Source organism: Thalassospira alkalitolerans (assembly GCF_002115745.1).
In the GTDB taxonomy this organism is placed as follows: Bacteria; Pseudomonadota; Alphaproteobacteria; order Rhodospirillales; family Thalassospiraceae; genus Thalassospira; species Thalassospira alkalitolerans.
On record NZ_JFKB01000009.1, the window covers coordinates 121615 to 146513 of the forward strand.

Genomic DNA, 24899 nt, shown 5'->3' on the forward strand with positions numbered 1-24899 from the left:
GCCCGTTTTCAGGCCAACCGATATAACGCGCAGAAACCTTGCCAATCACCTATAATTTTTCATTATATCAGATATCTCTTGTTTTCCTCTATATCTCCTGAATTTGATGCTTTTAGCTACTACAAGATGCTTGTTTCTCTTCAACTCTATTTTCGGATGTGCTCACGTAAAAAACACGCGCTCGGTCGCTTGTGATTTGGGGGCTTGAGTGTATAAAGGCACTCCCGCGGCAAAAACGATCAAACCCGCGCGGTTCTGGATAATAATATTTCGCAATTCGGGACAAACCCGAAAACCCGGAGGAACAGGCGTTTCAATGCGCCTTACGGCACAGCAGTCCAAAGATTGCGGCCTTGCCAATATCCCCGGCCGAATGTCCGAAGCCCGCGCATATGTCTGATCGTTGCTGCATACAAGATCGATTTTAAGAGGAGGTCGAGATGGGTGCGCCTAAAACCCTTTTTGACAAGATTTGGGAAAACCACGTGGTCGACACGCAGGACGATGGTACCTGCCTGATTTATATTGACCGCCATCTCGTTCACGAAGTGACCAGCCCGCAAGCCTTCGAGGGGCTTCGGAATACGGGCCGCAAAGTGCGCCATCCGGAATTGACCCTTGCGGTTCCTGATCACAACGTTCCAACCACGGACCGTTCCCAGGGCATCAAGGAAGAAGACAGCCGCATTCAGGTTGAAACCCTTGACCAGAACGCGCGCGATACCGGCATTCATTATTTCCCGATGAACGATTTGCGTCAGGGCATCGTCCATATTGTCGGCCCCGAAGAAGGCTTTACCCTTCCGGGTGTGACGATGGTTTGCGGTGATTCGCATACCTCGACCCACGGTGCATTCGGCGCATTGGCATTTGGCATCGGCACGTCCGAGGTTGAACACGTTCTGGCAACCCAGACCCTGGTCCAGAAACCGGCAAAAAACATGCTGGTCAAAGTCGAAGGCGATCTGCATCCGGGCGTCACCGCCAAGGATATCACCCTTGCCATCATTGGCCATATCGGCACCGCCGGTGGCACCGGTTATGTAATTGAATATGCCGGTTCAGCCATTCGTGCGCTGTCAGTCGAAGGCCGCATGACCGTTTGCAACATGTCAATCGAAGCCGGCGCACGCGCGGGCCTGATCGCGCCAGACGAAAAAACCTTTGAATATATCAAGGGCCGTCCGATGGCACCGAAAGGTGCAGCATACGAACAGGCTGTCGAATATTGGAAAACCCTTCCGTCCGATAAAGGCGCACATTACGATAAAATCATCGAACTTGATGCTGCTGATATCATCCCGCAGGTCACCTGGGGCACCAGCCCGGAAGACGTCGCACCGATAAATGGCAAAGTACCTGCACCATCGGACGCCAAAGACCCGGGCAAGCAAAAAGCCATCGCACGTTCGCTTGAATATATGGGTCTGACGGCTGGCACCAATATCGAAGACATCAAAATCGATCGTGTCTTTATCGGTTCCTGCACCAATGGCCGCATCGAAGATCTTCGTGCTGCGGCTGTGGTTGCCAAAGGCCGCAAAGTCTCCGATCACGTCAGTGCCATGGTCGTTCCGGGTTCCGGTCTGGTCAAGGAACAGGCTGAAGCAGAAGGCCTGCACGAAATCTTCCTTGAAGCTGGTTTTGAATGGCGTGAACCGGGTTGCTCGATGTGCCTGGCAATGAACCCGGACCGTCTGGAACCGGGCGAACGTTGCGCATCGACCTCGAACCGCAACTTCGAAGGCCGTCAGGGCCGTGGTGGCCGCACCCATCTGCTTAGCCCGGCAATGGCCGTCGCAGCAGCAGTGACCGGTCATCTGACTGACGTTCGCAAACTCGGTTAAGGCAGGACCCATGGCAGAACGAGCATTCATCAGTTTCCGTGATGGCGCCACGCGCTGTGGCAGGGCCCCGATCCTCGAACAGTTGCTTCCGCAGCTGACGGGGATCAATTTGCCCGAATTCGTTGCGAAGGATATCGACGCAACCGAGGAACTGATCGAGGCACTCGGTCTTGCCTGGGAAACTGGAAGCAAGGGATAAGATTAATGGATAAGTTCACGACGATTACCGGTGTTGCGGCACCGCTGCCGATGATCAATGTCGACACCGACATGATCATCCCGAAACAATTCCTGAAAACCATCAAGCGTTCCGGCCTTGGCAAGAACCTGTTTGATGAAATGCGCTTTGACGATCAGGGCAACGAAATCCCGGATTTTGTTCTGAATAAACCGGCGTATCGCAAGGCCAAGATCATCGTTTCGGGTGATAATTTCGGCTGTGGATCATCACGCGAACACGCACCTTGGTCGCTGCTTGATTTCGGCATTCGCTGTGTTATCGCACCAAGCTTTGCCGACATTTTTTATAATAACTGCTTCAAGAACGGCATTCTGCCGATCCGCTTGCCGCAGGAAGATGTCGACAAACTGATGGATGATGCGGATCGCGGCGAAAACGCCACCCTGACCATCGATCTTGAAAAACAGGAAATTCATGGCCCGGATGGTGGTTGCATCAAGTTTGATGTTGAACCATTCCGCAAACATTGCCTGTTGAACGGTCTTGATGACATTGGCCTGACCTTGCAGAAAGGCGATGCCATCAACGATTTCGAAGCCAAGCGCGCCGCAAGTCAGCCCTGGCTGTCGCTGTAATTCAAAGTGGCGGCAATCCAGACGGGTTTGCCGCCATTTTTGTCGATACGGGGTCAACGGCCCCGACAAAATCTGGGAAGGATTGTTTGATGACCACCACCAAAAAAGTTCTGACGCTGCCGGGTGACGGTATTGGCCCGGAAGTCATGCGCCAGGTTAAGCGCGTCATGGACTGGATGGCCAAGAAGCGCAGCGTCAATTTTGAAATCACCGAAGGTCTGATCGGTGGCGCATCGATTGATGCACACAACAACCCGCTGACCGACGAGACGCTTGCCGATGCAATGGCTGCTGATGCCGTTCTGCTTGGTGCTGTTGGTGGTCCGAAATGGGATAATCTTCCGTTTGATATCAAACCCGAACGTGGCCTTTTGAAAATCCGCAAGGAAATGGGCCTGTTTGCCAACTTGCGCCCGGCCATTGTGTTTGATGCGCTTGTCGGTGCTTCGACGCTGAAAGAAGACGTCGTCAAGGGCCTGGACATCATGATCCTGCGCGAACTGACCGGCGGGATCTATTTCGGCCAGCCACGCGGCATCGAAGAACGCGATGGTGTCCGTTTTGGTTTCAACACCCTGGTTTATTCCGAACCGGAAGTCGAACGCATCGCACGCGTTGCATTTGACATGGCCATGAAACGCGACAAGCGCCTGTGCTCAGTCGACAAAGCCAACGTTTTGGAATCCACGGTTCTGTGGCGCGAAGTTGTTGAACGTGTTGCCAAGGACTTCCCGGAAGTTGACGTCAGCCACATGTATGTCGATAACGCGTCCATGCAGCTGGTGCGTAATCCGAAACAGTTCGACGTGATGGTTACCACCAATATGTTCGGTGACATCCTGTCTGATTGTGCCGCCATGCTGACCGGGTCACTTGGCATGCTGCCATCCGCATCGCTGGGTGCAACCGATAAAAACGGCGCGCGCAAAGCCCTTTACGAGCCGGTACACGGTTCCGCCCCGGACATTGCCGGTCAAGACATCGCCAACCCGCTGGCAACCATCCTGTCATTTGCGATGATGCTGCGTTATTCGTTCAATATGAGCGATGACGCCACCATGATCGAAACCGCCGTTCAGAACGTCCTGAAAGGAGGCCTGCGAACTGCAGACATCATGCAGCCAGGCATGGCCAAGGTTTCGACCACCGTTATGGGTGAGTCGCTGATCAGTGAGCTGGACAAGATTGCCTGATCTTTATCGATCCGCATGAACTGACAAAGGCCGGGTCATTGATCCGGCCTTTGTTATTGCCCGCATCCAAGGTGCGCCAAAAAGGCAAGCTTGTCCGGATTGCGATGAACAAAGATATCGACCACCAAACCATCTTTTTGCGCCATACAAACCGCGGTCACCAGCCTGTCGTCCTCATGCTGCAGCATCCAGTAATTCGCCCCATCGAAAATGATACTTTCGACCGCATTTTCGGGTTTTTTGCGCCAAACCCCGACAAAAAAGCGTGCAACATTTTCAGCACCATAAATCGGGTTTGCCGATGCAGATGCTTTGCCACCGCCATCGGAGTGCATGATCACATCGGGTGCCAATTGCCCAATAATCGCACTCAGATCCCCCCCGATCAAAGCTTCAACAAAGGCACTAACCTGTTTTTTATCTGCTGTCGCACTGTCGGGGACCGGGGTCGGGTCATGATCATGCTCACGATTGACCTTGCGTCGCGCGCGAAACAGAATTTGCCGCGTGTTGTTTTCTGTACGTTCGATAACCGGGGCGATTTCATCATGCGACCAATCGAACACGTCATGCAGCACAAGGGCAACACGTTCAACTGGCCCTAGGCGTTCAAGCATCAAAACATATGCCTGCCCCAGACCGTCACGTTCAATCAGATTGGTTTCGGCTTCGGCATCAATCACCGGCATCCAGGGCTCGGGTAACCATTGTCCGACATAGCTTTCACGCTGACGCCGTGCCGATTTCAGGACATCAAGGCAGATATTGCTGCAAACCCGCACCAGCCAGCCGGTTACATCACGGATGTCATCGATATTCACCGCCCGCCAACGCAGCCATACATCCTGCACGGCGTCTTCGGCATCGGCATGACTGCCCAGCATGCGATACGCCAGCGCATGCAATCGTCCGCGATGGGCCTCGAAAAGCTGATCGGCCATCTGATCCCCGTCAACCACATGAAGCGATACGGGCCAAGCCCGTATCGCTGTTGGTATTCATCGTGCCCGGTACGATGGATGAACCAAAGTCCGTATCGGGTTGATCATCGTATTCAGGCAAACTCATGCTGTGCAATTCCAAGCCGGTTCCAGGCATTCATCGTTGAAATGATACAGGTTAGCTCGGAAATGGCATCTTCTTCGAAATGATCCAAAAGATGGCGATAGCTTGCGGAAATCGCGTCTTTGCTTTCGACCTTTGTCAGGCATTCGGCCCAATCAAGTGCCGCACGTTCGGCTGTATCAAAACCATTAGCATTACGCCACACCGGCAGCATGGTCAGTTTGACCGGATCACCACCCTGTTCGGCAAAGCTTTTGGAATGCATGCGTAAACAGAACGAACAATCATTGATCTGTGAAACACGACATTCGATCAGATCCCGCAAAACACGCGGGATACGGGGATTATCTTCAAGCTTGCCAGCTAGTACCAGCATGGCTTCGAACAATTTCGGACTGGATTTCGGAAAGGCAAAGCGGCTCATTGTGTTTCTCCGTGATTGCACACCGGGGAATTTCCCCATGTACAATCAGGACGAAACAACAAGCTGCCCCGTTACAGGCCTTGCAGAAAAACTTCACCAAATCGCAAAGACTAGAAGATCCGCGCCTTTTTTAGAGCCTTTGCCACTTCGTCATGCATGACCCAGTGCCAGTCTTCGCTATTTTGCTGCTCGCCATCAGCCAGTGTAAAGACCGCCGCCAAATAATCACTGACATCAGATTTGCACATCGGCAATTCGGCAGCCACCGCAATCTTGTGGGCCAATTTGCCGTATTTCCTGTTACCGATCCGCGATCCGAAATGGCCGATGGTCTTGGCCAGTTGATCCCCGGTGATTTCACGTCCGGGCGCCTTGACATGCGCACGCAACATATCGCGTTCGCAACTCGATATATCAATGGCTTGAAGGGCGCGGACATAGTCATCGACACGGCCAATATGGGGGCCGGTCCGATGGGTGATTTGGGTGGAATATGCACGTGTAACCGGGGTTTCCCGGTGCGTCATGTTCAGCATGTTGTTTCCTCCCGAAGGAACAACCGGATGTTACCGCCGCGTGCCATGCCGGTTGCCCCATGGTCGCGGTATCGGAATGCGGACTCTGTGGTCCGTTTCATCGTTAAATACATATGGGGTGGACCACCGCAAAACGACAGCCCACCTATTGATGTTTCACGTAAAGCGGTATCCGGGTTTGGTGAAAACAAACTGGCCAACACGCATCCCGCCACCGCCTTCGCGTTCGTCAAAGGCGTTGATGCAGCCCGCCAGATAGAACTCCCACATACGTTTGAATTCGGTGTCGTATTTTTCCGGGTCAAGTTGATCGGAAATTGCCCGAAACCGGTCACGCCACGCAACAAGGGTCCGGGCGTAATTCAGCCCTGCATGGAAATGCGATGCCTCGACCTTAAGATCGGCATTTTCCGCAGCCTCGATCACTTCGTGCACGGCGGGAATATATCCACCCGGAAAGATATAACGATCAATCCAGGGAGATGTGAATTCCGGGCGCGGTTTGATGATCGTATGGATCACAGCCCGACCGCCTGCCTTCAACAATTTACCGACTTTTTCAAAATAGGTCTTAAACTGCGGCCGCCCGACATGTTCAAACATGCCAACTGATACCACCCGATCGTATTTTTCCCCATTGGCATCGGCAAACAGGCGATAATCCAACAAGTGGTAATCTAACCCGCTATGGAAATTATCTGGCAGTTCCGCCTTGCGATCCAGTGCCCAGTTATATTGCTCGGTCGAAAGGGTAATGCCGTGAACCTCGGCCCCGGTGCTCCGCCTTATGAAACGGCTTAGCCCACCCCATCCACAGCCGATATCCACCACCCGAAGATCGGGTTGATCAATCCTGAGCCGCTGCGTCGTCAGGGCCATTTTACGGTTTTGAGCTTCTTCAAGTGTTTGCGCCCCGTCATCCCAGAACGCACAGGAATACTGCATGTCCGGGTCAAGAAACCGGGTATAAAGATCGTTGCCAATATCATAATGGTGACGTACGCGACGTGACGCGGCCTTGACCGAAGTGAATTGCGCAATCTGAAATTTAAGTGCCTGGATTTTTTCGATGAACTGACCAAATCCGTTTGTAGAATGGCCACCTTCAAAATTAAGCCGCAATACCCTGATCAGGTCTTCCAACTCGCCCGAGACAACATCAAAACCACCGCGCATATAGGCTTCGCCTAATCCCGGGTCGGGGCTAAGTGCCATTTTCAGCGTATTGGACCAATCAGGTACCGTCATCGTCGCCCTGGGGTCGCTGCCGTCGCCCAGAACAATTTCATGTCTTTCATCTGCCCGGAATACCAATGTTCCGTGCGTGATATGTTCCCGAAAGAAATCGAGAACCTTTTTTTGTGTCCAGTCCAATGTCATCGGGTACGTCATCTGCCGTCCTTTTTAAGCCGGTAATGCCATCGCCCCATGTAGAACCCACCAATGAGTTCCACATAAGCACCGGACCCTAAATCAGGATCGTCTGGCCAATCGTTCGCAAAGGAAATGCCAATAAAGGCGCGGTCAGGAGGCCGTGTGCCCGTGAACCAAGAAAACAGAAGTATCAAAGCCTGCGCCGAACGATTCTGATTTAGGGTTCGATGCTCAAACCCCATTGGTAATTCTGCCAGATTTTTTTGCAATCTCAAGAAGTAAAAGCCAACGATATCCTTGCGTGTTCCTTGAGAAAACCTTACATCTCGCCCCATACTGTACAAAAGATTATCCTCAGGCATAAATGCGAACCGTCCGCCCCACCAAAAAGGGGAAGGCCAACATCGCAATTGCCGCAAAGATTGAAAGAGGCCCCTGATGGGTTACAGAATCGCCGTTGTTGGCGCGACCGGTAATGTCGGGCGCGAAATGCTCAATACGCTCGAAGAACGTAATTTCCCGGCCGACGAAATTTTCGCGCTGGCGTCGTCACGGTCCGTCGGACGCACCGCTTCCTATGGTGACGAAGATCTGATTGTTGCCGATGCCGCGACCTTCGATTTTTCCAAAGTCGATATCGCTCTTTTCTCGGCTGGTAGTGCGACGGCAAAAACACTGGCACCCAAAGCCGCCGCTGCGGGCTGTGTCGTGATCGACAACTCCAGCTATTGGCGGATGGAACCGGGTGTGCCGCTGGTGGTGCCCGAAGTTAATGGCGATGCACTGGCCGGTTATGCCAAGAAAAACATTATCGCCAACCCGAACTGCTCGACCATCCAGATGGTCATGGCCTTAAAACCCTTGCATAACTTGCAGCCGATCAAACGCGTTGTCGTATCGACCTATCAGGCAGTGTCCGGGGCCGGGCGCGCTGCGATGGATGAACTGTTCAACCAGACCAAGGGCATTTACGTCAACGATCTGCCAGTCAAGGAACAGTTCACCAAACAGATCGCGTTTAACGTTATCCCCCATATCGACGATTTCATGGATGACGGTGCGACCCGTGAAGAATGGAAAATGGCGGTCGAAACCCGCAAGATCCTTGACCCCGATATTGCGGTTCATGCGACCTGTGTTCGGGTCCCGGTCTTTGTCGGTCACGGCGAAGCGGTCAATATCGAATTTGAACATCCGGTCACCGTCGAAGAAGCCCGCAAGGCCATGAAGGCTTTCCCCGGTGTTTCTGTCGTCGACTACCGGCGGGACGAAGGGTATGTCACCCCGCAGGAAGTCCAGGGCGAGGACAATGTTTTCATTTCACGTGTGCGCAAAGACCCGACGGTCGAGAACGGTCTTTCGCTATGGTGTGTTGGTGACAACCTGCGTAAGGGTGCGGCCCTTAACGCAGTTCAGATCGCTGAAAAACTTGTCGCAGATTACCTGCCAAAGAAATAAGCGTGCCACTATAATCGTTTTTGAAACCCGCCGCATTCCGGCGGGTTTCTTTTTGCCCGTGTCATTCGCACTGGTCAGAACCGTAAAAAAACGATAGGGAAATTAGGAATGATCGATCAATGCGCCCGCCATCAGCGCCACGATCCATAAAGAAAAATAAATCGAGGATAGGGATGGTGAAACGAACACGTAAAGAAGCTGCAAGGCTTGATGAAGCCGCCCGTGCGGGCTGGCTTTACTATTGTGCGGGCAACACCCAGGATGAGATCGCGACCAAACTTGGCGTTTCACGACCAACGGCTCAACGTCTGGTATCGGCAGCAATCAGCGAAGGTCTGGTCAAGGTCCGGCTTGATCATCCGATTGCTCGTTGCATGGAACTGGCAGCCGCCATCTGCGAGAAATATGATCTGACCAATTGCGACGTGGTGCCCACCGATCCAGCCGCTCCCGATGACATGTTTGGTATGGCGCAAACCGCCGCCGGATATCTTGAACGCATTCTGCAATCAAGCGAACCACAAATCATCGCCGTCGGCACCGGGCGTGCCATGCGCGGCATGGTCGACGAAGTCCAGCGTATCGACGGTCGCCACCACAAGATCGTCTCGCTTGTCGGAACCATTGCCCATGATGGGGCGGCAAGTTTTTATGATGCGGTCACCGACCTTGCAGATCGCACGCGCGCGCCACACTATCCATTGCCCATTCCGGTAATTGTCGAATCTGCTAACGCACGCACAAGCATGCAACAACAGCCACCAATGGATAACATCATGAACCTTGCCGCCAAGGCCGATATCAGGTTTGTCGGTGTCGGTGATCTTGGTGCAGATGCCCCGCTTTATATCGACGGCTTCATCAGCAAGGATGAACTGCGGTCGCTGCAAAATAAGGGTGGTATCGGCGAGGTCGTCAGTTGGTCTTTTGACGAGAACGGCCAAATCCTGGACCATGATGTCAACCACCGCGTCACCAGTGCCCCGATCCAGATTCCGGCACAAAATACAATTGCCGTGGCAAAGGGTGCCAAAAAGGTCGCCGCGATTCGCGGGGCAATGCGCGGAAAATTGATAACGTCGCTGATCACGGATGAAGCGACAGCAGAATCATTGCTGCACTAACACCTCGAATTCCTCCCTTAAAATCAGCGCAGAAAATCACCCCGCCCCCGCATTGGGCGGGGTTTTCTTGCTGCGCTGCAAAAACGATTTCGTTTGACAAGGATAAGCAAAATTGAGTGAATGCTCATTACCTGAACAAATGATCAAACCGGGCAAGGTAATTTGCCCATCGGGTACACAGTCCTTTTGGGAGGAACTATGAAACGCGTAACGGGAGCAGCACTTTGTGCGCTGTTGGCCGGTGGAGTTACATTCTCCGCCAATGCCGAAACGAAACTTACCATCGCTACCGTCAATAACGGTGACATGATCCGCATGCAGAAGCTGACGGATGATTTCACCTCGAAAAATCCTGACATTTCCCTTGAGTGGGTCACACTCGAAGAAAACACCCTGCGCCAGCGTGTCACGACCGACATCGCGACCAAAGGCGGTCAGTACGACATCATGACGATTGGCACCTACGAAGCTCCGATCTGGGCTAAAAAGGGTTGGCTGGCACCGCTGGACAAGCTTGGTGCCGATTATGATATCGACGACCTTATGCCGGCAATCCGTTCTGCTGTAAGCATGGACGACAAGCTTTTTGCAGCCCCTTTCTATGCCGAAAGCTCGATGATGATGTATCGCAAAGACCTGTTTGAAAAAGCCGGTGTTTCGATCAATGGTCGTCTGACATGGGACCAGACCCTTGATATCGCCAAAAAATTGCACGACCCGGATAATGGCGTTTATGGCATCTGCCTGCGCGGCAAGGCTGGTTGGGGCGAAAACATGGCGCTGATTACCACCATGGGCAATGCCTATGGGGCACGTTTGTTTGATGAAAACTGGAATCCGACCTTTGATAGTGCCGAATGGAAAAACGCGCTGTCGATGTATGTCGACATTCTTGGCAATTACGGTCCTCCGGGTGCGACATCAAACGGGTTCAACGAAAATCTGTCGCTGTTCAACTCGGGCAAATGCGGCATGTGGATTGATGCAACCGTTGCAGCATCCTTCGTCAGCAACCCCAAAGAATCGACCGTTGCCGACAAGGTTGGCTTCACCGAAGCGCCTTGTGCTGTGACCTGCACCGGGGCTAACTGGCTCTGGGCTTGGAGCCTCGGCATCCCGACCGGTTCGCAGAAAGTTGAAGCCGCCCAGAAATTTATCGCTTGGGCGACATCAAAAGACTATCTGGAACTTGTTGCTTCCAAAGAAGGCTGGGCAAACGTTCCCCCGGGAACCCGTATGTCGCTGTATCAAAACCCAAAATATCTTGAAGCAGCACCGTTTGCCGATGAAACCCTTCTGGCAATCGACAGCGCAGACCCGATCAATTCGACCATGAAACCGAAACCCTATGTCGGTGTCCAATTTGCCGCCATCCCTGAATTCCAGGGTATTGGCACCGCAGTTGGCCAGCAATTCTCCGCGGCTTTGGCCGGTTCTTCGACTGTAGATGAGGTTCTTGCCGCAGCACAGTCCAGCACCGATCGGACCATGCGCAAAGCTGGCTACTACTGATGAATGACAGACCGGAAATCAACGTTTTCTACCCTTTGAAATGATTTTTGGTCTGAGCCTCCTTGACCTGATGAACTTGGGGTGGCGGCTTGGTTCGCCACCCTCTTTCCATCTGGATTAGGCACACAAAGACACCAAACAGGGAGCACATCATGTCGACACGGTCTTCGACCCTGACCGGGCGCATTATGTCTGCACCGTCGATCATCGGCTTGTTTCTTTGGATGATCGTGCCGCTGGGCATGACAGTTTACTTCTCCTTCCTGCGCTACAATCTGCTTGAGCCGGGAATGGAAGAATGGATCGGCACACTTAACTACGAATTTTTCCTGACCGATCCTGCGTTCTTTGCATCCCTTGCCAACACATTGCTGCTGGTTGGATCGGTTCTGATCATCACGGTGATCGGCGGGGTTCTGTTGGGCCTGATGCTTGACCAGCCCATCTTTGGCCGCGGCATTTTACGCCTTTTGGTGATCGCGCCGTTCTTTATCATGCCAACAGTCAATGCGCTGGTCTGGAAAAACCTTTTGATGCATCCGGTCTCGGGCATGTTTGCCTGGATCGCGAACAGCCTTGGTTTCCAATCCATCGACTGGTTCTCAGCAGCACCGCTGACCGCCATCATCATCATGGTGTCCTGGCAATGGTTGCCCTTTGCCGTGCTTATTCTTCTGACTGCGCTTCAGTCGCTTGATCGCGACCAGAAAGAAGCCGCACAGATGGATGGCGCCGGTCCGGTGTCGATCTTCTTTTATATCACGCTTCCCCATCTCAGCCGGGCGATCACCGTTGTCGTGCTGATTGAAACGATCTTCCTGCTGACTGTGTTTGCCGAAATCTTTGTCACCACCGGTGGCGGGCCGGGTCTTGCAACCACAAACATCGCTTTCCTGGTCTACACGCAGGCACTTCTGCAATACGACGTCGGCGGCGCATCGGCTGGCGGTATCGTTGCCGTTATTCTGGCAAACATCGTGGCGATCTTCCTGATCCGCCTTATTGGCAAAAACCTGGATAGTTAGGGGCACGTTATGGAAAACAAACAAACAGTCCTTGGCCATATCGGGTTTTCGATATTTGCCTGGATCGTCGGATTGCTGATCTTTTTCCCGATCTTCTGGATGGTCCTGACCAGTTTCAAGACCGAACTTGAAGCCGTCAGCATGCCACCGGCATTCTTTGACTTTGACTGGACGCTTGAAAACTACGCCGAGGTTCAGGCGCGGTCAGATTATTTCCGGTTTGCACTGAATTCGGTCATCCTGTCGGTCGGATCGACCTTGGTCGGGCTGCTTTTTGCCGTGCCTTGCGCATGGGCAATGGCGTTTAACCCGACCAAACGGACCAAAGACACCCTTCTTTGGATGTTATCGACCAAAATGATGCCCCCGGTTGGCGTTTTGGTCCCGATCTATCTCGTATTTCGCGATTGGGGGCTTTTGGATACCCGATTTGGCCTGATCATGGTTCTGTTTTTAATGAACCTGCCGATCATGGTCTGGATGCTTTACACCTATTTCAAGGAAATCCCGTCAGATATCCTTGAAGCTGCCCGGATGGACGGCGCAACCTTGCTCAAGGAAATTATCTTTGTGCTATTGCCAATGGCCGTACCGGGGATCGCATCCACCATGCTGCTTAACATCATTCTGGCATGGAACGAGGCATTCTGGACCCTTAATCTGACCACTGCCGATGCCGCACCGCTGACCGCTTTCATCGCGTCTTATTCCAGTCCCGAAGGGCTGTTCTGGGCGAAGCTTTCAGCAGCATCGACACTGGCGGTTGCCCCCATCCTCATCATTGGCTGGTTCTCGCAGAAACAGCTGGTTCGCGGTTTGACATTTGGCGCGGTCAAGTAACCGCCGCCTGACAGAAATTCAAAGAGAAGGAACACCAAAATGGGTGCTATCCGACTGGAAAACGTCAAAAAGACATTCGGCACAATTGATGTGATCCCCGGTGTCGATCTTGACATTAATGATGGTGAATTTGTTGTTTTCGTCGGCCCGTCAGGCTGTGGCAAATCAACACTTTTGCGACTGATTGCCGGCCTCGAAGATGTTACCGATGGCAAAATCCTGATTGACGGGATTGATGTTGCCAACGAACCGCCGGCAAAACGCGGTCTGTCGATGGTGTTTCAATCCTATGCGCTGTATCCGCATATGACGGTTTACAACAACATCGCCTTTGGTCTGAAAATGGCCGGCGAAAGCAAAGCCGTGATTAAGGAAAAGGTTCAGAACGCGGCCAAAATCCTTAATCTGACTGATTATCTGGAACGCCGCCCCGGTGCGCTTTCCGGTGGTCAACGCCAACGCGTTGCCATTGGTCGGGCGATTGTCCGCAACCCGGCTGCCTTCTTGTTTGATGAACCATTGTCAAACCTTGACGCGGCCCTTCGCGTGAATATGCGACTTGAAATCACCGGCCTTCATCAGGACCTTAAAACCACGATGATCTATGTAACACATGATCAGGTCGAAGCCATGACCATGGCCGACAAGATCGTTGTGTTGCAAGCTGGTCGTGTCGAACAGGTCGGTAAACCAATGGATCTTTACAGCAACCCTGCCAATAAGTTTGTCGCCGGTTTCATTGGGTCGCCCAAGATGAACTTCCTGGGCGGTGACTATGCCAAAAAGCATAACTGCTACGAAATTGGCATCCGCCCGGAACATTTCACCATCAGCACCGAAAGTGGCGATATCGCAGCAACGGTCAAGATTGCCGAACATCTTGGTGCCGAAACCTATTTGCATATCAATGCCGACGGGGTTGGCCCGATGACGGTGCGCGCCACCGGCGAAGTGCCGCTAAGCGAACATGACAAAATCTGGCTAACGCCCGAACCCGATCGCATCCATCGGTTTGATGCCCAAGGCACGGCACTTGCCAAACAATAACAAGATTTCCAAACAACCGGGCCACATTGCCCCACACGCCATGGGACCCGGCCTTACCACCACAAAAATGTGAGACCAAAATGTACCTCAAAAAGTTCGATCTTACCGGACGCCGCGCCTATGTCACCGGGGGCGGTCGCGCAATTGGCCTGTCATGCTGCGAAGCACTGGCAGAAGCAGGTGCGCATGTCATTATCGGTGACATCAGCGAAGCTGTTGCCGAAGAGGGGCGTGATTATCTGACGTCAAAAGGCTATAAAGCCGATATTGACATCATGGACGTCACCAATACCGAACAGGTTCGCGCTAGCGCTGAAAAGATGGCCAAAGACGGTGGCGTTGACATTCTGGTCAACAATGCGGGTATTGCACGATCAGAAACCCCGGCTGAAACCGTCGAAGACGAACATTGGCTGAACGTTATTGACGTCAACCTGAATGGAACTTTCTGGTGCTGCCGGGAATTTGGCAAACAGATGCTGGCCAAGAAAAACGGCGTGATTGTCAATATCGGCTCTATGTCGGGCTTCATTGTCAACAAGCCGCAGGAACAGGCCTATTACAATGCATCCAAGGCCGCCGTTCATCATCTGACCAAGTCGCTGGCAGCTGAATGGGGGGCACGTGGCGTTCGTATTAATGCTGTCGCCCCGACCTATATTGCGACACCGCTTAATGAATTCGTGAAATCCAAGCCGGACATGTATGACGCATGGATCAATGGCACCCCGATGGCTCGCTTGGGCGAGACCGAGGAAATCGCATCGGTCGTACTGTTCCTTGCCTCTGACGCGTCCAGCCTGATGACCGGCTCCATTGTCCTGGCTGATGGGGGTTACACCTGTTGGTAAGGCACAGGTAGAACTGTTGATCGCAATGTCCTGAAGCTTTTGCGATCAGGTCAGGATAATGGTGGGACGGGGCGTGGTTGTGGGACCTTCGCCCCGTTCACCTTTTATGCCTTGTTTTGAGCCGCCAGATAGACCGAAAACGGGTTTCCCGCCACCACATCAACACCCGTCAGGCCCAGAAAACGCGAAAGCCGCCCCAAATGCGCCATTAACTCACCGGCAACATCTGTGGCATCACATCCATCTTCAAGATGGGCATTTTGCACCCGCAGGATACCATGCTGTCGGTCAGATTTTAAATCAACGCGAGCAACAAATTCACCATTTTGCATGAATGGCAAAACGTAATAGCCGTATTGACGTTTTTCCGCCGGAACATAAATTTCTATCCGATAGTTAAATCCAAAAATCCGTTCCACCCGCTCGCGTTCCCACATGATCGGATCAAACGGCACCATCAATGCCGTTGGTTTTGCTCGACGACGCGGATTGGTATGCGGGCACAAATATCCCGGCTGTTTCCAGCCTTCAACATCGGCGGTCAAAAGCGCCCCATCCTCGACCATTTCCGCCACGCGGGCCTTGGCATCCACTGTGGGTAAACGAAAATACTTGCGAAGGTCCGCCTCGGTCGCAACCCCCATCGCAGCAACCCCGTTACGGATCAAAGCGCGCTGTGCATCGGCGCGTGAAACAGGGGCTTCAAGTGCGGCATCGCCAATAATCCGTTCTGGCAGGTCATAAACACGTTCAAAACTGGATCGACGCTTGCGCGCCATAACCTGACCGCTCCAGAACAGGAATTCCATCGCGGTTTTGGTGCTCGACCAGCCCCACCATTTTGAACTTGAAGCCCCTTTTTGCTCCAGATCGCTGGCTGCAACCGGGCCATCCTTTGCAATACGTTCAAGAATGCCGCGCACCAGTTCAGGATGATCCTTTATGACCGATGCGATCCGCCCCCATGTCCCCTTACCGTCGGCAGCATCCGCCATACGCCAGCGATACAGACCATAATCCTCGACCGGGATCATTGATGCTTCGTGACCCCAATATTCAAAAAGCTTGCGCTGGCGGGCATTGCCCCAGGTTAGCTGATCCAGATCGGCAATGTCATAAACACCCAGTCGAGAAAAGACCGGCATGTAATGTGCCCGGGTCAACACATTGACACTATCAACCTGCAGCATTCCAGTTTGGCGAATGGCTTTCATGATCCGACGCTTGGTCACAGGACGGCTGTCATCCGGGTCAAATCCCTGCGCTCCAAGCGCAAGATTGCGTGCCTGACCAGCGGATATCGAAATGGCAGGTTTGTCGATAATCATGGCAGCCCTTTAAAATTCGCAAAGAAAAACAGGGTGATGCTAACATATCCTCCTGACAATGGTGGCAGTAGGTTTCAGGAACAATCACACAAACACAATCGTTTCGAATGCTCAATCACGCCTCTGCACGATATCCTCATTTCTGCTATCTTTGATCGCTCTCGAACACATCCCTTACGTCACCCAACCAAACAGGTCCTTATGGAATTCAAGCAAATCCTGATCCTTGCGATCCTTGTTGGAACGGTCGCCATGTTCCTGAGGGGGCGCTGGCGCCACGATATGGTCGCGATGGGATCGCTTCTGACCTGTGTGGTTGTGGGGTTGGTGCCGATCGACGCTGCCTTTACGGGCTTTGGCCATCCGGCGGTAATTACGGTTGCCTGCATTTTGATCCTGTCTTCTGCCCTGCAACAATCGGGCGCGGTTGATACCCTGACCCGGACTGTATTACCCCAATCTGCCGGGCCAATTGTCACCATGGCCGCCCTTAGCTTGCTGGCGGCGATCCTGTCGGCCTTTATGAACAATGTCGGGGCGCTGGCGCTTTTGATGCCGGTTGCGCTTCAAATCGCAAACAAGCAAGGTTTACCACCCGGGAAAATCCTGATGCCGCTTGCTTTTGGCTCCATTCTGGGCGGCATGACCACCCTTATTGGCACGCCCCCCAACCTGATCGTTGCCGGTTTCCGGGCGCAAACCGGCGATGGCGGCTTTTCCATGTTTGATTATACCCCGGTCGGGATCGTGATTGCCGCAGCTGGTCTGATCTTTGTCATGGTCTTTGGCCGCTGGCTCGTCCCAACGCGCCAGCGCGCCGGGGCCGAAGGATTTGAAACCGGTGCTTATCTGACCGAAGCCCGCATCCCTGTCGGCAGCAAGGCAATTGGCATGATGCTGCGCGATGTGAACCTCGAACTGGAAAAAGGCGACGCACAGGTCATTGGCTTGGTTCGCAATGAAAACCGCATCCCTGCCCCCAGCCCTTTTCGCGAATTAAATGAAAATGACATCCTGATTATCGAAGCCGATCCCGAAGCTTTGGCAACGGCCTTGTCAGCACTTGACCTTAAACTCGCCGAGGAATTGCGCGACATCGAAGCTCAGGAAAAGGCTGCGGAAAAAACTGGCGACACATCAAAACCGATCTCCCGCCCAGCCGCCGTAAAAGCCCACAACATTGACGAACGCAAAGATATCGACATTCCAGAAGCTGACGCAAAAGACACCAAGAAACACCCCGACAACCACCGCCGCGAAGCCATCCAGTCGGATGACATTGCCTTGATGGAACTGGCGATCCTGCCAAATTCCGGATTCATCGGAAGATCGGCAACCGATATCCACCTTCGGACACATTATGGGGTTAACCTTCTGGCTGTTTCGCGACAGGGACAAAGATCAATGGCGCGCTTGCGCACCATGTCGATGAAGGCAGGCGACGTCCTTTTAATGCAAGGCCCGCCTGCGGCCATTCAGGATTTTGCGACAAGCCTTGGCTGTGTACCACTTGCCGAACGATCCTTGCGCATTCCCAATAATATCCAGGCGCTCAAGGCATCGGCAATTATGGTGGTGGCCATTGGCGCTGCGGCCTTTGGGATCCTACCGGCTGCCATCGCCTTTGCAATTGGCGTTCTGCTTGCAATGGTTTTCAAAGTGGTATCACCGCGCAACATTTATGATGCGGTTGATTGGCCGGTGATTGTCCTTTTAGCCGCCCTGATCCCAGTCGCCAATGCCATGGAATCAACCGGCACGGCCGATTTAATTGCACGTTTTCTGTTAAACTGGGTTGCACAAGGTAATGCCGTTATTGCACTCGCTTTGATCCTGATCGTCACCATGACACTTTCGGATTTTATGAACAATGCCGCGACTGCGGCCGTCATGTGCCCGATTGCAATTGGCAGTGCGGCCCATCTTGGCGTTAATCCCGATGCGTTCTTGATGGCGGTTGCCATTGGTGCATCTTGTGCCTTCCTGACCCCGATTGGCCACCAGAACAACACCCTGATCCTTGGCCCGGGTGGCTTTCGTTTTGGCGATTACTGGAAGCTGGGCCTTCCGATTGAAATCATCGTGGTTGCCGTTGGTGTGCCAATGCTGCTTTGGGTTTGGCCACTATAACCAACAAGGGCAGCGATAATGCTGCCCTTGGTCAGATTTCTATCCGGGCCTACGTTCGCCAGATTTACGCATCAAAGCCCAAACTCGGCGGGGTTACGCCATTGGCACGACACGCCGCAATCAAGGTATTATTCAGCAGACAGGCAATCGTCATCGGGCCGACACCCCCCGGAACCGGGGTAATCGCACCGGCGACTTTCGATGCTGTTTCGAACTCGACATCACCAACCAGTTTCATTTTGCCTTCGGCACCTTCAACGCGGTTGATACCCACATCAATCACGGTGGCACCCGGGGCGATCCAGTCGCCCTTGATCATATTGGGGCGGCCAACGGCGGCAATGACGATATCGGCACGACGGACTTCATCGGCAAGATCGCGGGTGCGCGAATGGACAATCGTCACGGTGCAGTTTTCTTTCAACAGCAACTGCGCCATCGGTTTACCAACGATGTTCGACCGACCGACAACCACCGCACGCTTGCCCGACAGATCACCAAGGGTATCTTTCAACAACATCAGACAGCCATACGGCGTGCAGGGTGCAATACCGTCGCCACCCGTTGCCAGCGCACCGGCATTGACGACATGGAAGCCGTCAACATCCTTGGCCGGATCAATCGCGGCAAGAACAGCATTTTCATCAATCTGTTTGGGCACCGGCAACTGGCACAGAATGCCATGAACATTCGGATCGGCATTAAGCTTTGCGATCAGGGCCAACAAATCATCCTGCGAAGTATCGACCGGGAGTTTATGCTCATAGGAATTCATGCCGCATTCAGCGGTTTGCTTACCCTTGTTACGGACATAAACCTGACTTGCCGGGTCTTCGCCAACCAAGATCACGGCCAGTCCCGGCGTGACACCATGCGCAGCCTTAAGCTTGGTGACTTCGGTCGCGATATCGCCGCGCAGTTTGGCTGCGAATGCTTTGCCATCGATGATTTTTGCATCGGTCATATGTCTTCTCCGCCCGTCAATTCGTGAAGTTGCGCCATTAGCCTGTCGGGATCGCCCGTGATCTCCAATATCTTGTTGCGGTCTGTATGCCCGGCAACAATTTCGATGGAGGATTTAGGCCATTTGGCCGCTTTTGCCAAAAGCTTTATCAAAGCAGCATTCGCCTTGCCATTTTCGGGCACCGTCGTTACCGAAGCTTTGAGTTGCTGTCGCCCGTTTGCATCTGCGATCAAACCGGCAATGGCATTGCGCGAAGCCTTTGGTGTCAGGCGCAAAAACAACCTTATGCCCGATCCGTCGCCAAGACGTTCGAAGACCGGTTTGTTCACAGCGAAACTCAGTAACCGACCAACGCCATGCGTATGTCGGTCTGGATCAGCATATTGGCAAACTGCAAAATCAGAATCAGGATGATCGGAGAAATGTCGATACCGCCCAGATTCGGAATGATCCGGCGGATCGGTCGCAAGACGGGTTCCGTCACACGATACAGAAAATCGCCAACCATATAAACGAACCGGTTGCTGGAATTGATCACGTCAAATGCCACAAGCCATGACAGGATTGCAGATGCAATCAGCATGAAAATGTAGATACCGATAACGGTGTCAATAAGCCAAAAAATCGCCAGCATCGCCGCTCCTTGCTCTTCCCCGGTCCAGATCGGGCCGATCTGATCGGAATTGTGTTAACACGCTGCAAAACCTAGTCGGCCTTGGCCTTTGGCGCAAGCACCCAACAGTGATTTACTGCCTTTAGGATCAAGTTTTCCCGATAGCGTGACTTACATCACCTTGCATTGCACGCATTTGACCAGATCATTTCGCGTATATGGCCACGTTGCGCCACCATCCCTGACACGTTTCTGTCAGGAGAAATATCAGGATGACGTCAACAGAACTTGTCAGCCCCCCGCAGGCGGTCCAAGAATATGCCCGTTATCAAAACAGGAGGATCGAATATGTCGACCAGCGCGCCAACCCGTTGTAAATGGGCAGAAACCCATCTCGACAAGCCGTTTTACGTCGACTATCACGATCAGGAATGGGGGGTTCCCGTCCATGATGACCGGCACTTTTTCGAAATGCTGATCCTTGAAGGGGCACAGGCCGGGTTGAGCTGGCTGACCATATTGGCACGTCGAGAAACCTATCGTGCGGCCTATGACAATTTCGACGTTCAAAAAATCGCCAATTATGATGATGCCAAGCAACAGATCCTGTTGGCCGATCCCGGCATTATTCGCAACCGCGCCAAGGTTACGGCCAGCATTACCAACGCCAAGGTATTCATCGCAATTCAAAAAGAATTCGGCAGTTTTGATGCTTATGTCTGGAGCTTCATTGGCGGCAAACCGATTGTAAACCACCATAAATCCATGTCCGACGTCCCGGTCAGCACCGAACTCAGCGACGCGCTGTCAAAAGATTTAAAAAAACGTGGCATGAAATTTGTCGGCACCACCATCATCTATTCTTTCTTACAAGCCACCGGCCTTGTGATGGACCACACCACCGATTGCCATTGCTATTCAGGGCTGGTTGGGAAATAGAATTAGCGAGACGATCCACGCACCAAAAGACTAGTCTCAAGAATACGGCTGTCGCCATTGATATCGCCAAGTGCCATCTCGGCAGCCAAACGGCCCTTTTCAACTGAATCTTGCCGAATGCTTGAAAGCGGCGGATCGGTGCGTTCCCCTTCGGCAATGCCATCATAGCCCATCACCTTAAGGTCAGCCGGAACGTTACGCCCCGCCGCACGTGCCCCATCAAGTGCACCAATAGCAATCACATCGGACATTGCCAATATGCCGTCAATTTCAGGATTCCTGCGCAACATCGCCTCGACCATTTGCGCACTGTGGGACGACAGGTTTTCGCATTCAATATGGATGACATCGTCAACAGCAATCCCCGCCTTTTGCAAACTATCGTGATAACCGCCAAGGCGTTCGCGCACCACACGATGACTAACCGCACCGCGACGTTTGGCATTCATCGGGCCAAAATTTTCGGCCTCGTTGGCCTGAAGTGACAGGATGGCAAATTTGCGTGCGCCGCAATCAATCAAATGCTGTGCGGCCATAGCCGCCCCGGCGAAATCGTCAAGCACCACAGTTCCAGCCGCCCCGGCAATATCGGTATCAATACAGACCAATGGCTGATTTCGCCGCTGAATGGCGGAAATAATGTCATTATCGTCTGAATAGCAATGCACCAAAAACGCATCAACAGCCGCATTGTTAATCGCAGCAATTGCCTGTTCGGGGTTCTCAGCCGAAATGATCATCATATTAACAGCCTGACGGGCACATTCACGCCCGATACCGCGCAGTAATTCAATCGCGACCGGGTCGCTGAACGCATATTCAAGATTGTCAGGGAACACCACACCAAGCGCGCCTGCCTTGCCAGTCCGCAACATCCGCGCCATCACATGCGGGCCGCGATATCCCAGTTCCTTGGCGACCTGCAATATCCGTTCACGAACTTCGGCTCGTACCAGATCGGGTTTGCCAAAGGCATTCGATGCCGTGCCCTGCGATACCCCGGCCGCTTTGGCCACATCCAGAAGACGTACCCGTTTCGACATTCCTGCGGTGTCTCCCCTTGTTGCTCATGCTTGTCTGCGGATCGATTGGCGATCACATACCATTTTTTGAATCAGTTCATCGCGATACTGACAGAACCCCTGCTGCACCGCCACACAGCATTCATTGAATCAATTCATTGTTGCAAATGCCGATGGCACAACAATCCATGCCTTCGTTCGTTTTCACCTTTGTGATAACGGTTTTCCCGGCAATCTCGAATTGCTGACCTTTATCATCCTGAACCTGGCGTTTTTAGGGTTCGTGATCACTTTAACGATTCCTGATCCCACCTTCGGGTACCGTATGGCGGAACGTCAAATTAACCCGTGGGCCGATCTGGCGGGCCGTCTTGGGAATTTGATGATGCCAGTGATGCTGTGTTGCGCCACGCATGATAAGTAACGAGTTATGCGGTAAATCGACACTGACACGGTCACCCGTTTCCTTGTGGCGAAAATGAAACCGGCGCTCCTCGCCAAAGGATAGGCTGGCTATCACCGGGTTTTCACCCAAGACATCTTCATCATCCGCGTGCCAGGAAACGCTATCGCGCCCATCACGATAATGATTAAGCAATACGGTGTTAAACGTTGCGCCCGCTTTGTCTTCGGCCAGTTGCCGAAGTGGCACAATGATTTTGGGAAAGGGTGATGCTGGGTGGTAGACACCGCTATAGCGATAGGCAACGTCACCATACCACGCGGTTAAACGTGGTACCGCAATTTCACGCCCCATCATCTTGGCAATTTCCTGTTGCCAGACAATCCCGCTGACAAGCCGATCAAACGCACGATCCGCATCACTTATTGGCATAACATCGCGCAGCAGCAATGCCTCGCCATCAAGGGGCAACAAATTCCGTGGTGGTTCGCTGGCAAACAGATCGCCGGTCGTCATGATATCCTGTTCTGATCCACAGCCTAAACACTCGATAAAATCACTTATTTCAAAGCTATAATAGTTTCCCGAACGTTTGTAGAGAAGTTCATCATTGGTCAGATCGTCAAAAGAAGTATATTATATGCATGTTCATATAATCAAACGACGATCCGTCTGATATAAACAGCAATGGCTTACCCATGCGCCTGACTCATTTCACCGACTACACCCTGCGTGTATTGATTTATCTTGGCCTCAACCAATCCCGATTGGTTACAATCGACGAGATTGCAAACGCCTATGATATTTCACGCAATCACCTGATGAAGATTGTTCATCAACAAGCCCGTGTTGGCGTTATTAAAACAATCCGTGGCAAGGGTGGCGGGATGCAACTTGGCAAAATACCCGACAAAATCTGTATCGGCGATATCGTCCGGAATACAGAACAAAACATGGCACTGGTGGAATGTTTCGATCCCCAAAATACCGGTAAATGCAAGATTGAAAGCGCTTGCGCACTACGTCATGCGCTAATGCAGGCAACGATAGCTTTTTATCGCGTGCTTGATGACTATAGCCTGAATGATCTTTTGCATCCCAAGGCACAACTTTCTGCCTTGCTTGATATCCCGACCAAAACGGCATGACCCGTCCCATCCGGACCGATTTCATCACCCTGTTTGTTCTAAGCGGCTGTCTGGCAGCGATCACGATCTCGCTCAAAGCATTGTCGTGGGTATCGGGTGATGCATATGGCATATTGGCATGGCTGATCCCAGCAGGTTCTTTTTGGCATGGGCATGAAATGCTTTCTGGCTATGCACAGGGATTACTCGCAGGGTATTTGATGACCAAGGCATCCCGCCGGGACATTGCGATATTCATTGCCCTATGGCTTGGTGCCCGCATCGCAGTCTTTGCGCCTGCATTTCCCGGATTGTATCTCGCAGCCGTTTGCAATTTCTCTGTGATCGCCCTTTTATTCTATCATGCCGGATTGATGTTTTTTCGCGCAGCAAAACGGTTCCGCTCCGCCATACCCGGCATTGTCATCCTGTTATTGACCGTCGCTGAACTTATGTTTCAAGTCGGGTTGATCATGGATCTGCCTCGTCTTTGCGAGACCGCCTTGCTTGGCGTTATATGGTTGCTGATCATCATGCTGTTTCTCATGGGGGGGCGCATTACGGCTGCGGCAACATCAGGTGTTTTACAAAGACGCAATGCCTATCGCCATGGCCTTGCGCAAAGCCGCTATGAAACCTATGGATTGGTTGCTTTGGCAACTGCCTTGTTTTCCGAATTATTAGGCCAAACACCTTGGTTAACCGACATTGCGGCCTTGAGCACCGCAACAATTATGACCTTACGACTGTTGCACTGGCAAATATGGAAAGCATGGGATCAGCTTGACGTTTCATCCCTTCATCTGGGTTATGCAATGCTGGCAATGGGCTTGTTTTTCAAAGCCTTCTGGAGCCTGTCAGGGCATGGCAACGGTCTGGTTAGCTTTCACGGAGTAATGATTGGTGGATTTGGTATCTTGTCAATTACTGTGATGACCCGCACCGTTCTGCAAAGGCTGCGCCATCCAATCGTGTTGCCCATCACCATTCGATTTTGCAATCTGGCGCTTGTTGCCGCGGCCTTCATACGCATAACCGATTTTTACGTCCAGACACCATTCCTGATCAGCAGTTCTGCGGTTTTATGGACGCTGGCTTTTATCACTTTTGTCAGCACACTGATCATAATCCGCATGATGTTTCATCGTCAGAATTGATCATGCTGCCATGTTTTCAACATGGATTGACTCTGCATCTTTAAACATATATCAAAAATACATGTTTAAAGATGCAGAGAAGGGAACATCAAATGTTTGACAGC

General features: G+C 52.5%; 26 protein-coding genes. 15 read left to right on the forward strand and 11 right to left on the reverse strand.

The genetic code is table 11. The annotated features are described in order from the left end of the window. The first annotated feature begins 440 nt into the window (after window positions 1–440). The 4 genes from leuC (at window position 441) to leuB (ending at window position 3856) form a co-directional block, all read left to right on the forward strand. Window positions 441–1847, forward strand: a complete 1407-nt coding sequence (gene leuC, locus TALK_RS14055) for a 3-isopropylmalate dehydratase large subunit (RefSeq protein ID WP_085619761.1) — start codon at window positions 441–443, stop codon at window positions 1845–1847. 10 nt (window positions 1848–1857) lie between these two features. Continuing rightward, window positions 1858–2046 carry a hypothetical protein gene (locus TALK_RS14060; RefSeq protein WP_085619762.1) on the forward strand — a complete coding sequence of 63 codons (189 nt, stop codon included), beginning with the start codon at window positions 1858–1860 and terminating at the stop codon, window positions 2044–2046. 5 nt (window positions 2047–2051) lie between these two features. Continuing rightward, window positions 2052–2663 (forward strand): 3-isopropylmalate dehydratase small subunit, encoded by a 612-nt coding sequence (gene leuD, locus TALK_RS14065; protein ID WP_085619763.1) that lies wholly within the window; start codon window positions 2052–2054, stop codon window positions 2661–2663. 89 nt (window positions 2664–2752) lie between these two features. Further along, entirely contained in the window at window positions 2753–3856 is a 1104-nt protein-coding gene (gene leuB, locus TALK_RS14070; RefSeq protein ID WP_085619764.1) for a 3-isopropylmalate dehydrogenase, read from the forward strand. 53 nt (window positions 3857–3909) lie between these two features. Here the strand turns inward: leuB and sigJ are convergent, their stop codons facing one another. The 5 genes from sigJ to TALK_RS14095 all read right to left on the reverse strand — a co-directional run bounded on the left by sigJ (window position 3910) and on the right by TALK_RS14095 (window position 7617). Beyond that, window positions 3910–4797, reverse strand: a complete 888-nt coding sequence (sigJ, locus tag TALK_RS14075) for an RNA polymerase sigma factor SigJ (RefSeq protein ID WP_085619765.1) — start codon at window positions 4795–4797, stop codon at window positions 3910–3912. Window positions 4798–4910: 113 nt separating this feature from the next. Continuing rightward, entirely contained in the window at window positions 4911–5345 is a 435-nt protein-coding gene (locus TALK_RS14080) for a carboxymuconolactone decarboxylase family protein (protein ID WP_085619766.1), read from the reverse strand. A 110-nt stretch (window positions 5346–5455) separates the two neighbouring features. Beyond that, window positions 5456–5881 carry a hypothetical protein gene (locus tag TALK_RS14085; RefSeq protein WP_085619767.1) on the reverse strand — a complete coding sequence of 142 codons (426 nt, stop codon included), beginning with the start codon at window positions 5879–5881 and terminating at the stop codon, window positions 5456–5458. A gap of 156 nt (window positions 5882–6037) precedes the next feature. Further along, window positions 6038–7273, reverse strand: coding sequence for an SAM-dependent methyltransferase (locus TALK_RS14090; protein ID WP_245829917.1), 1236 nt, complete (start codon window positions 7271–7273; stop codon window positions 6038–6040). Further along, complete coding sequence (locus TALK_RS14095; RefSeq protein WP_085619768.1) at window positions 7270–7617, reverse strand: hypothetical protein; 348 nt, start codon at window positions 7615–7617, stop codon at window positions 7270–7272. Before TALK_RS14095 ends, TALK_RS14090 begins: the two co-directional genes overlap by 4 nt. Before the next feature lie 76 nt (window positions 7618–7693). Here TALK_RS14095 and TALK_RS14100 point away from each other — a divergent pair, with 76 nt between their 5' ends. The 7 genes from TALK_RS14100 (at window position 7694) to TALK_RS14130 (ending at window position 15112) form a co-directional block, all read left to right on the forward strand. Next, window positions 7694–8713 carry an aspartate-semialdehyde dehydrogenase gene (locus tag TALK_RS14100; RefSeq protein ID WP_085619769.1) on the forward strand — a complete coding sequence of 340 codons (1020 nt, stop codon included), beginning with the start codon at window positions 7694–7696 and terminating at the stop codon, window positions 8711–8713. Window positions 8714–8886: 173 nt separating this feature from the next. Further along, window positions 8887–9837 carry a sugar-binding transcriptional regulator gene (locus tag TALK_RS14105; RefSeq protein ID WP_085619770.1) on the forward strand — a complete coding sequence of 317 codons (951 nt, stop codon included), beginning with the start codon at window positions 8887–8889 and terminating at the stop codon, window positions 9835–9837. A gap of 198 nt (window positions 9838–10035) precedes the next feature. Next, window positions 10036–11349: an ABC transporter substrate-binding protein gene (locus tag TALK_RS14110; RefSeq protein ID WP_085619771.1), complete on the forward strand. Its 1314-nt coding sequence runs from the start codon at window positions 10036–10038 to the stop codon at window positions 11347–11349. Window positions 11350–11501: 152 nt separating this feature from the next. After that, a complete protein-coding gene (locus tag TALK_RS14115) occupies window positions 11502–12374 on the forward strand; it encodes a carbohydrate ABC transporter permease (RefSeq protein ID WP_085619772.1) in 873 nt (290 codons plus the stop codon). Between the two features lie 9 nt (window positions 12375–12383). Continuing rightward, on the forward strand, window positions 12384–13214 hold the full coding sequence (locus TALK_RS14120) for a carbohydrate ABC transporter permease (RefSeq protein WP_085619773.1): 831 nt from the start codon (window positions 12384–12386) through the stop codon (window positions 13212–13214). Between the two features lie 39 nt (window positions 13215–13253). Further along, window positions 13254–14261, forward strand: coding sequence for an ABC transporter ATP-binding protein (locus tag TALK_RS14125; RefSeq protein WP_085619774.1), 1008 nt, complete (start codon window positions 13254–13256; stop codon window positions 14259–14261). An 80-nt stretch (window positions 14262–14341) separates the two neighbouring features. Beyond that, complete coding sequence (locus TALK_RS14130) at window positions 14342–15112, forward strand: SDR family NAD(P)-dependent oxidoreductase (RefSeq protein WP_085619775.1); 771 nt, start codon at window positions 14342–14344, stop codon at window positions 15110–15112. 104 nt (window positions 15113–15216) lie between these two features. Here the strand turns inward: TALK_RS14130 and TALK_RS14135 are convergent, their stop codons facing one another. After that, window positions 15217–16440, reverse strand: coding sequence for a winged helix-turn-helix domain-containing protein (locus TALK_RS14135; RefSeq protein ID WP_085619776.1), 1224 nt, complete (start codon window positions 16438–16440; stop codon window positions 15217–15219). Window positions 16441–16641: 201 nt separating this feature from the next. On the opposite strand from TALK_RS14135, the gene TALK_RS14140 reads away from it, so the two are divergent. After that, on the forward strand, window positions 16642–18570 hold the full coding sequence (locus tag TALK_RS14140; protein WP_085619777.1) for an SLC13 family permease: 1929 nt from the start codon (window positions 16642–16644) through the stop codon (window positions 18568–18570). Window positions 18571–18634: 64 nt separating this feature from the next. Here TALK_RS14140 and folD read toward each other — a convergent pair whose 3' ends face one another. From folD to TALK_RS14155, 3 genes are read right to left on the reverse strand one after another with little or no spacing between them, the layout of a single operon-like run. Further along, window positions 18635–19534: a bifunctional methylenetetrahydrofolate dehydrogenase/methenyltetrahydrofolate cyclohydrolase FolD gene (folD, locus tag TALK_RS14145; RefSeq protein WP_085619778.1), complete on the reverse strand. Its 900-nt coding sequence runs from the start codon at window positions 19532–19534 to the stop codon at window positions 18635–18637. Further along, window positions 19531–19863, reverse strand: coding sequence for a DUF167 domain-containing protein (locus TALK_RS14150; protein ID WP_085619779.1), 333 nt, complete (start codon window positions 19861–19863; stop codon window positions 19531–19533). The genes folD and TALK_RS14150 overlap by 4 nt, the downstream gene beginning before the upstream one ends. 8 nt (window positions 19864–19871) lie before the next feature. Further along, window positions 19872–20168, reverse strand: coding sequence for a YggT family protein (locus TALK_RS14155; RefSeq protein ID WP_085619780.1), 297 nt, complete (start codon window positions 20166–20168; stop codon window positions 19872–19874). A 327-nt stretch (window positions 20169–20495) separates the two neighbouring features. Here TALK_RS14155 and TALK_RS14160 point away from each other — a divergent pair, with 327 nt between their 5' ends. Beyond that, window positions 20496–21086 (forward strand): DNA-3-methyladenine glycosylase I, encoded by a 591-nt coding sequence (locus TALK_RS14160; RefSeq protein WP_085619781.1) that lies wholly within the window; start codon window positions 20496–20498, stop codon window positions 21084–21086. Between the two features lie 2 nt (window positions 21087–21088). Here the strand turns inward: TALK_RS14160 and TALK_RS14165 are convergent, their stop codons facing one another. Then, window positions 21089–22129: a LacI family DNA-binding transcriptional regulator gene (locus tag TALK_RS14165; protein WP_085619782.1), complete on the reverse strand. Its 1041-nt coding sequence runs from the start codon at window positions 22127–22129 to the stop codon at window positions 21089–21091. Window positions 22130–22400: 271 nt separating this feature from the next. Then, window positions 22401–23027: an alpha-ketoglutarate-dependent dioxygenase AlkB family protein gene (locus TALK_RS14170; protein WP_085619783.1), complete on the reverse strand. Its 627-nt coding sequence runs from the start codon at window positions 23025–23027 to the stop codon at window positions 22401–22403. Between the two features lie 182 nt (window positions 23028–23209). Here TALK_RS14170 and TALK_RS14175 point away from each other — a divergent pair, with 182 nt between their 5' ends. Then, entirely contained in the window at window positions 23210–23659 is a 450-nt protein-coding gene (locus TALK_RS14175) for an Rrf2 family transcriptional regulator (protein ID WP_085619784.1), read from the forward strand. Further along, window positions 23656–24795: an NnrS family protein gene (locus TALK_RS14180; protein WP_085619785.1), complete on the forward strand. Its 1140-nt coding sequence runs from the start codon at window positions 23656–23658 to the stop codon at window positions 24793–24795. Before TALK_RS14175 ends, TALK_RS14180 begins: the two co-directional genes overlap by 4 nt. The last annotated feature ends 104 nt before the right edge of the window (window positions 24796–24899 follow it).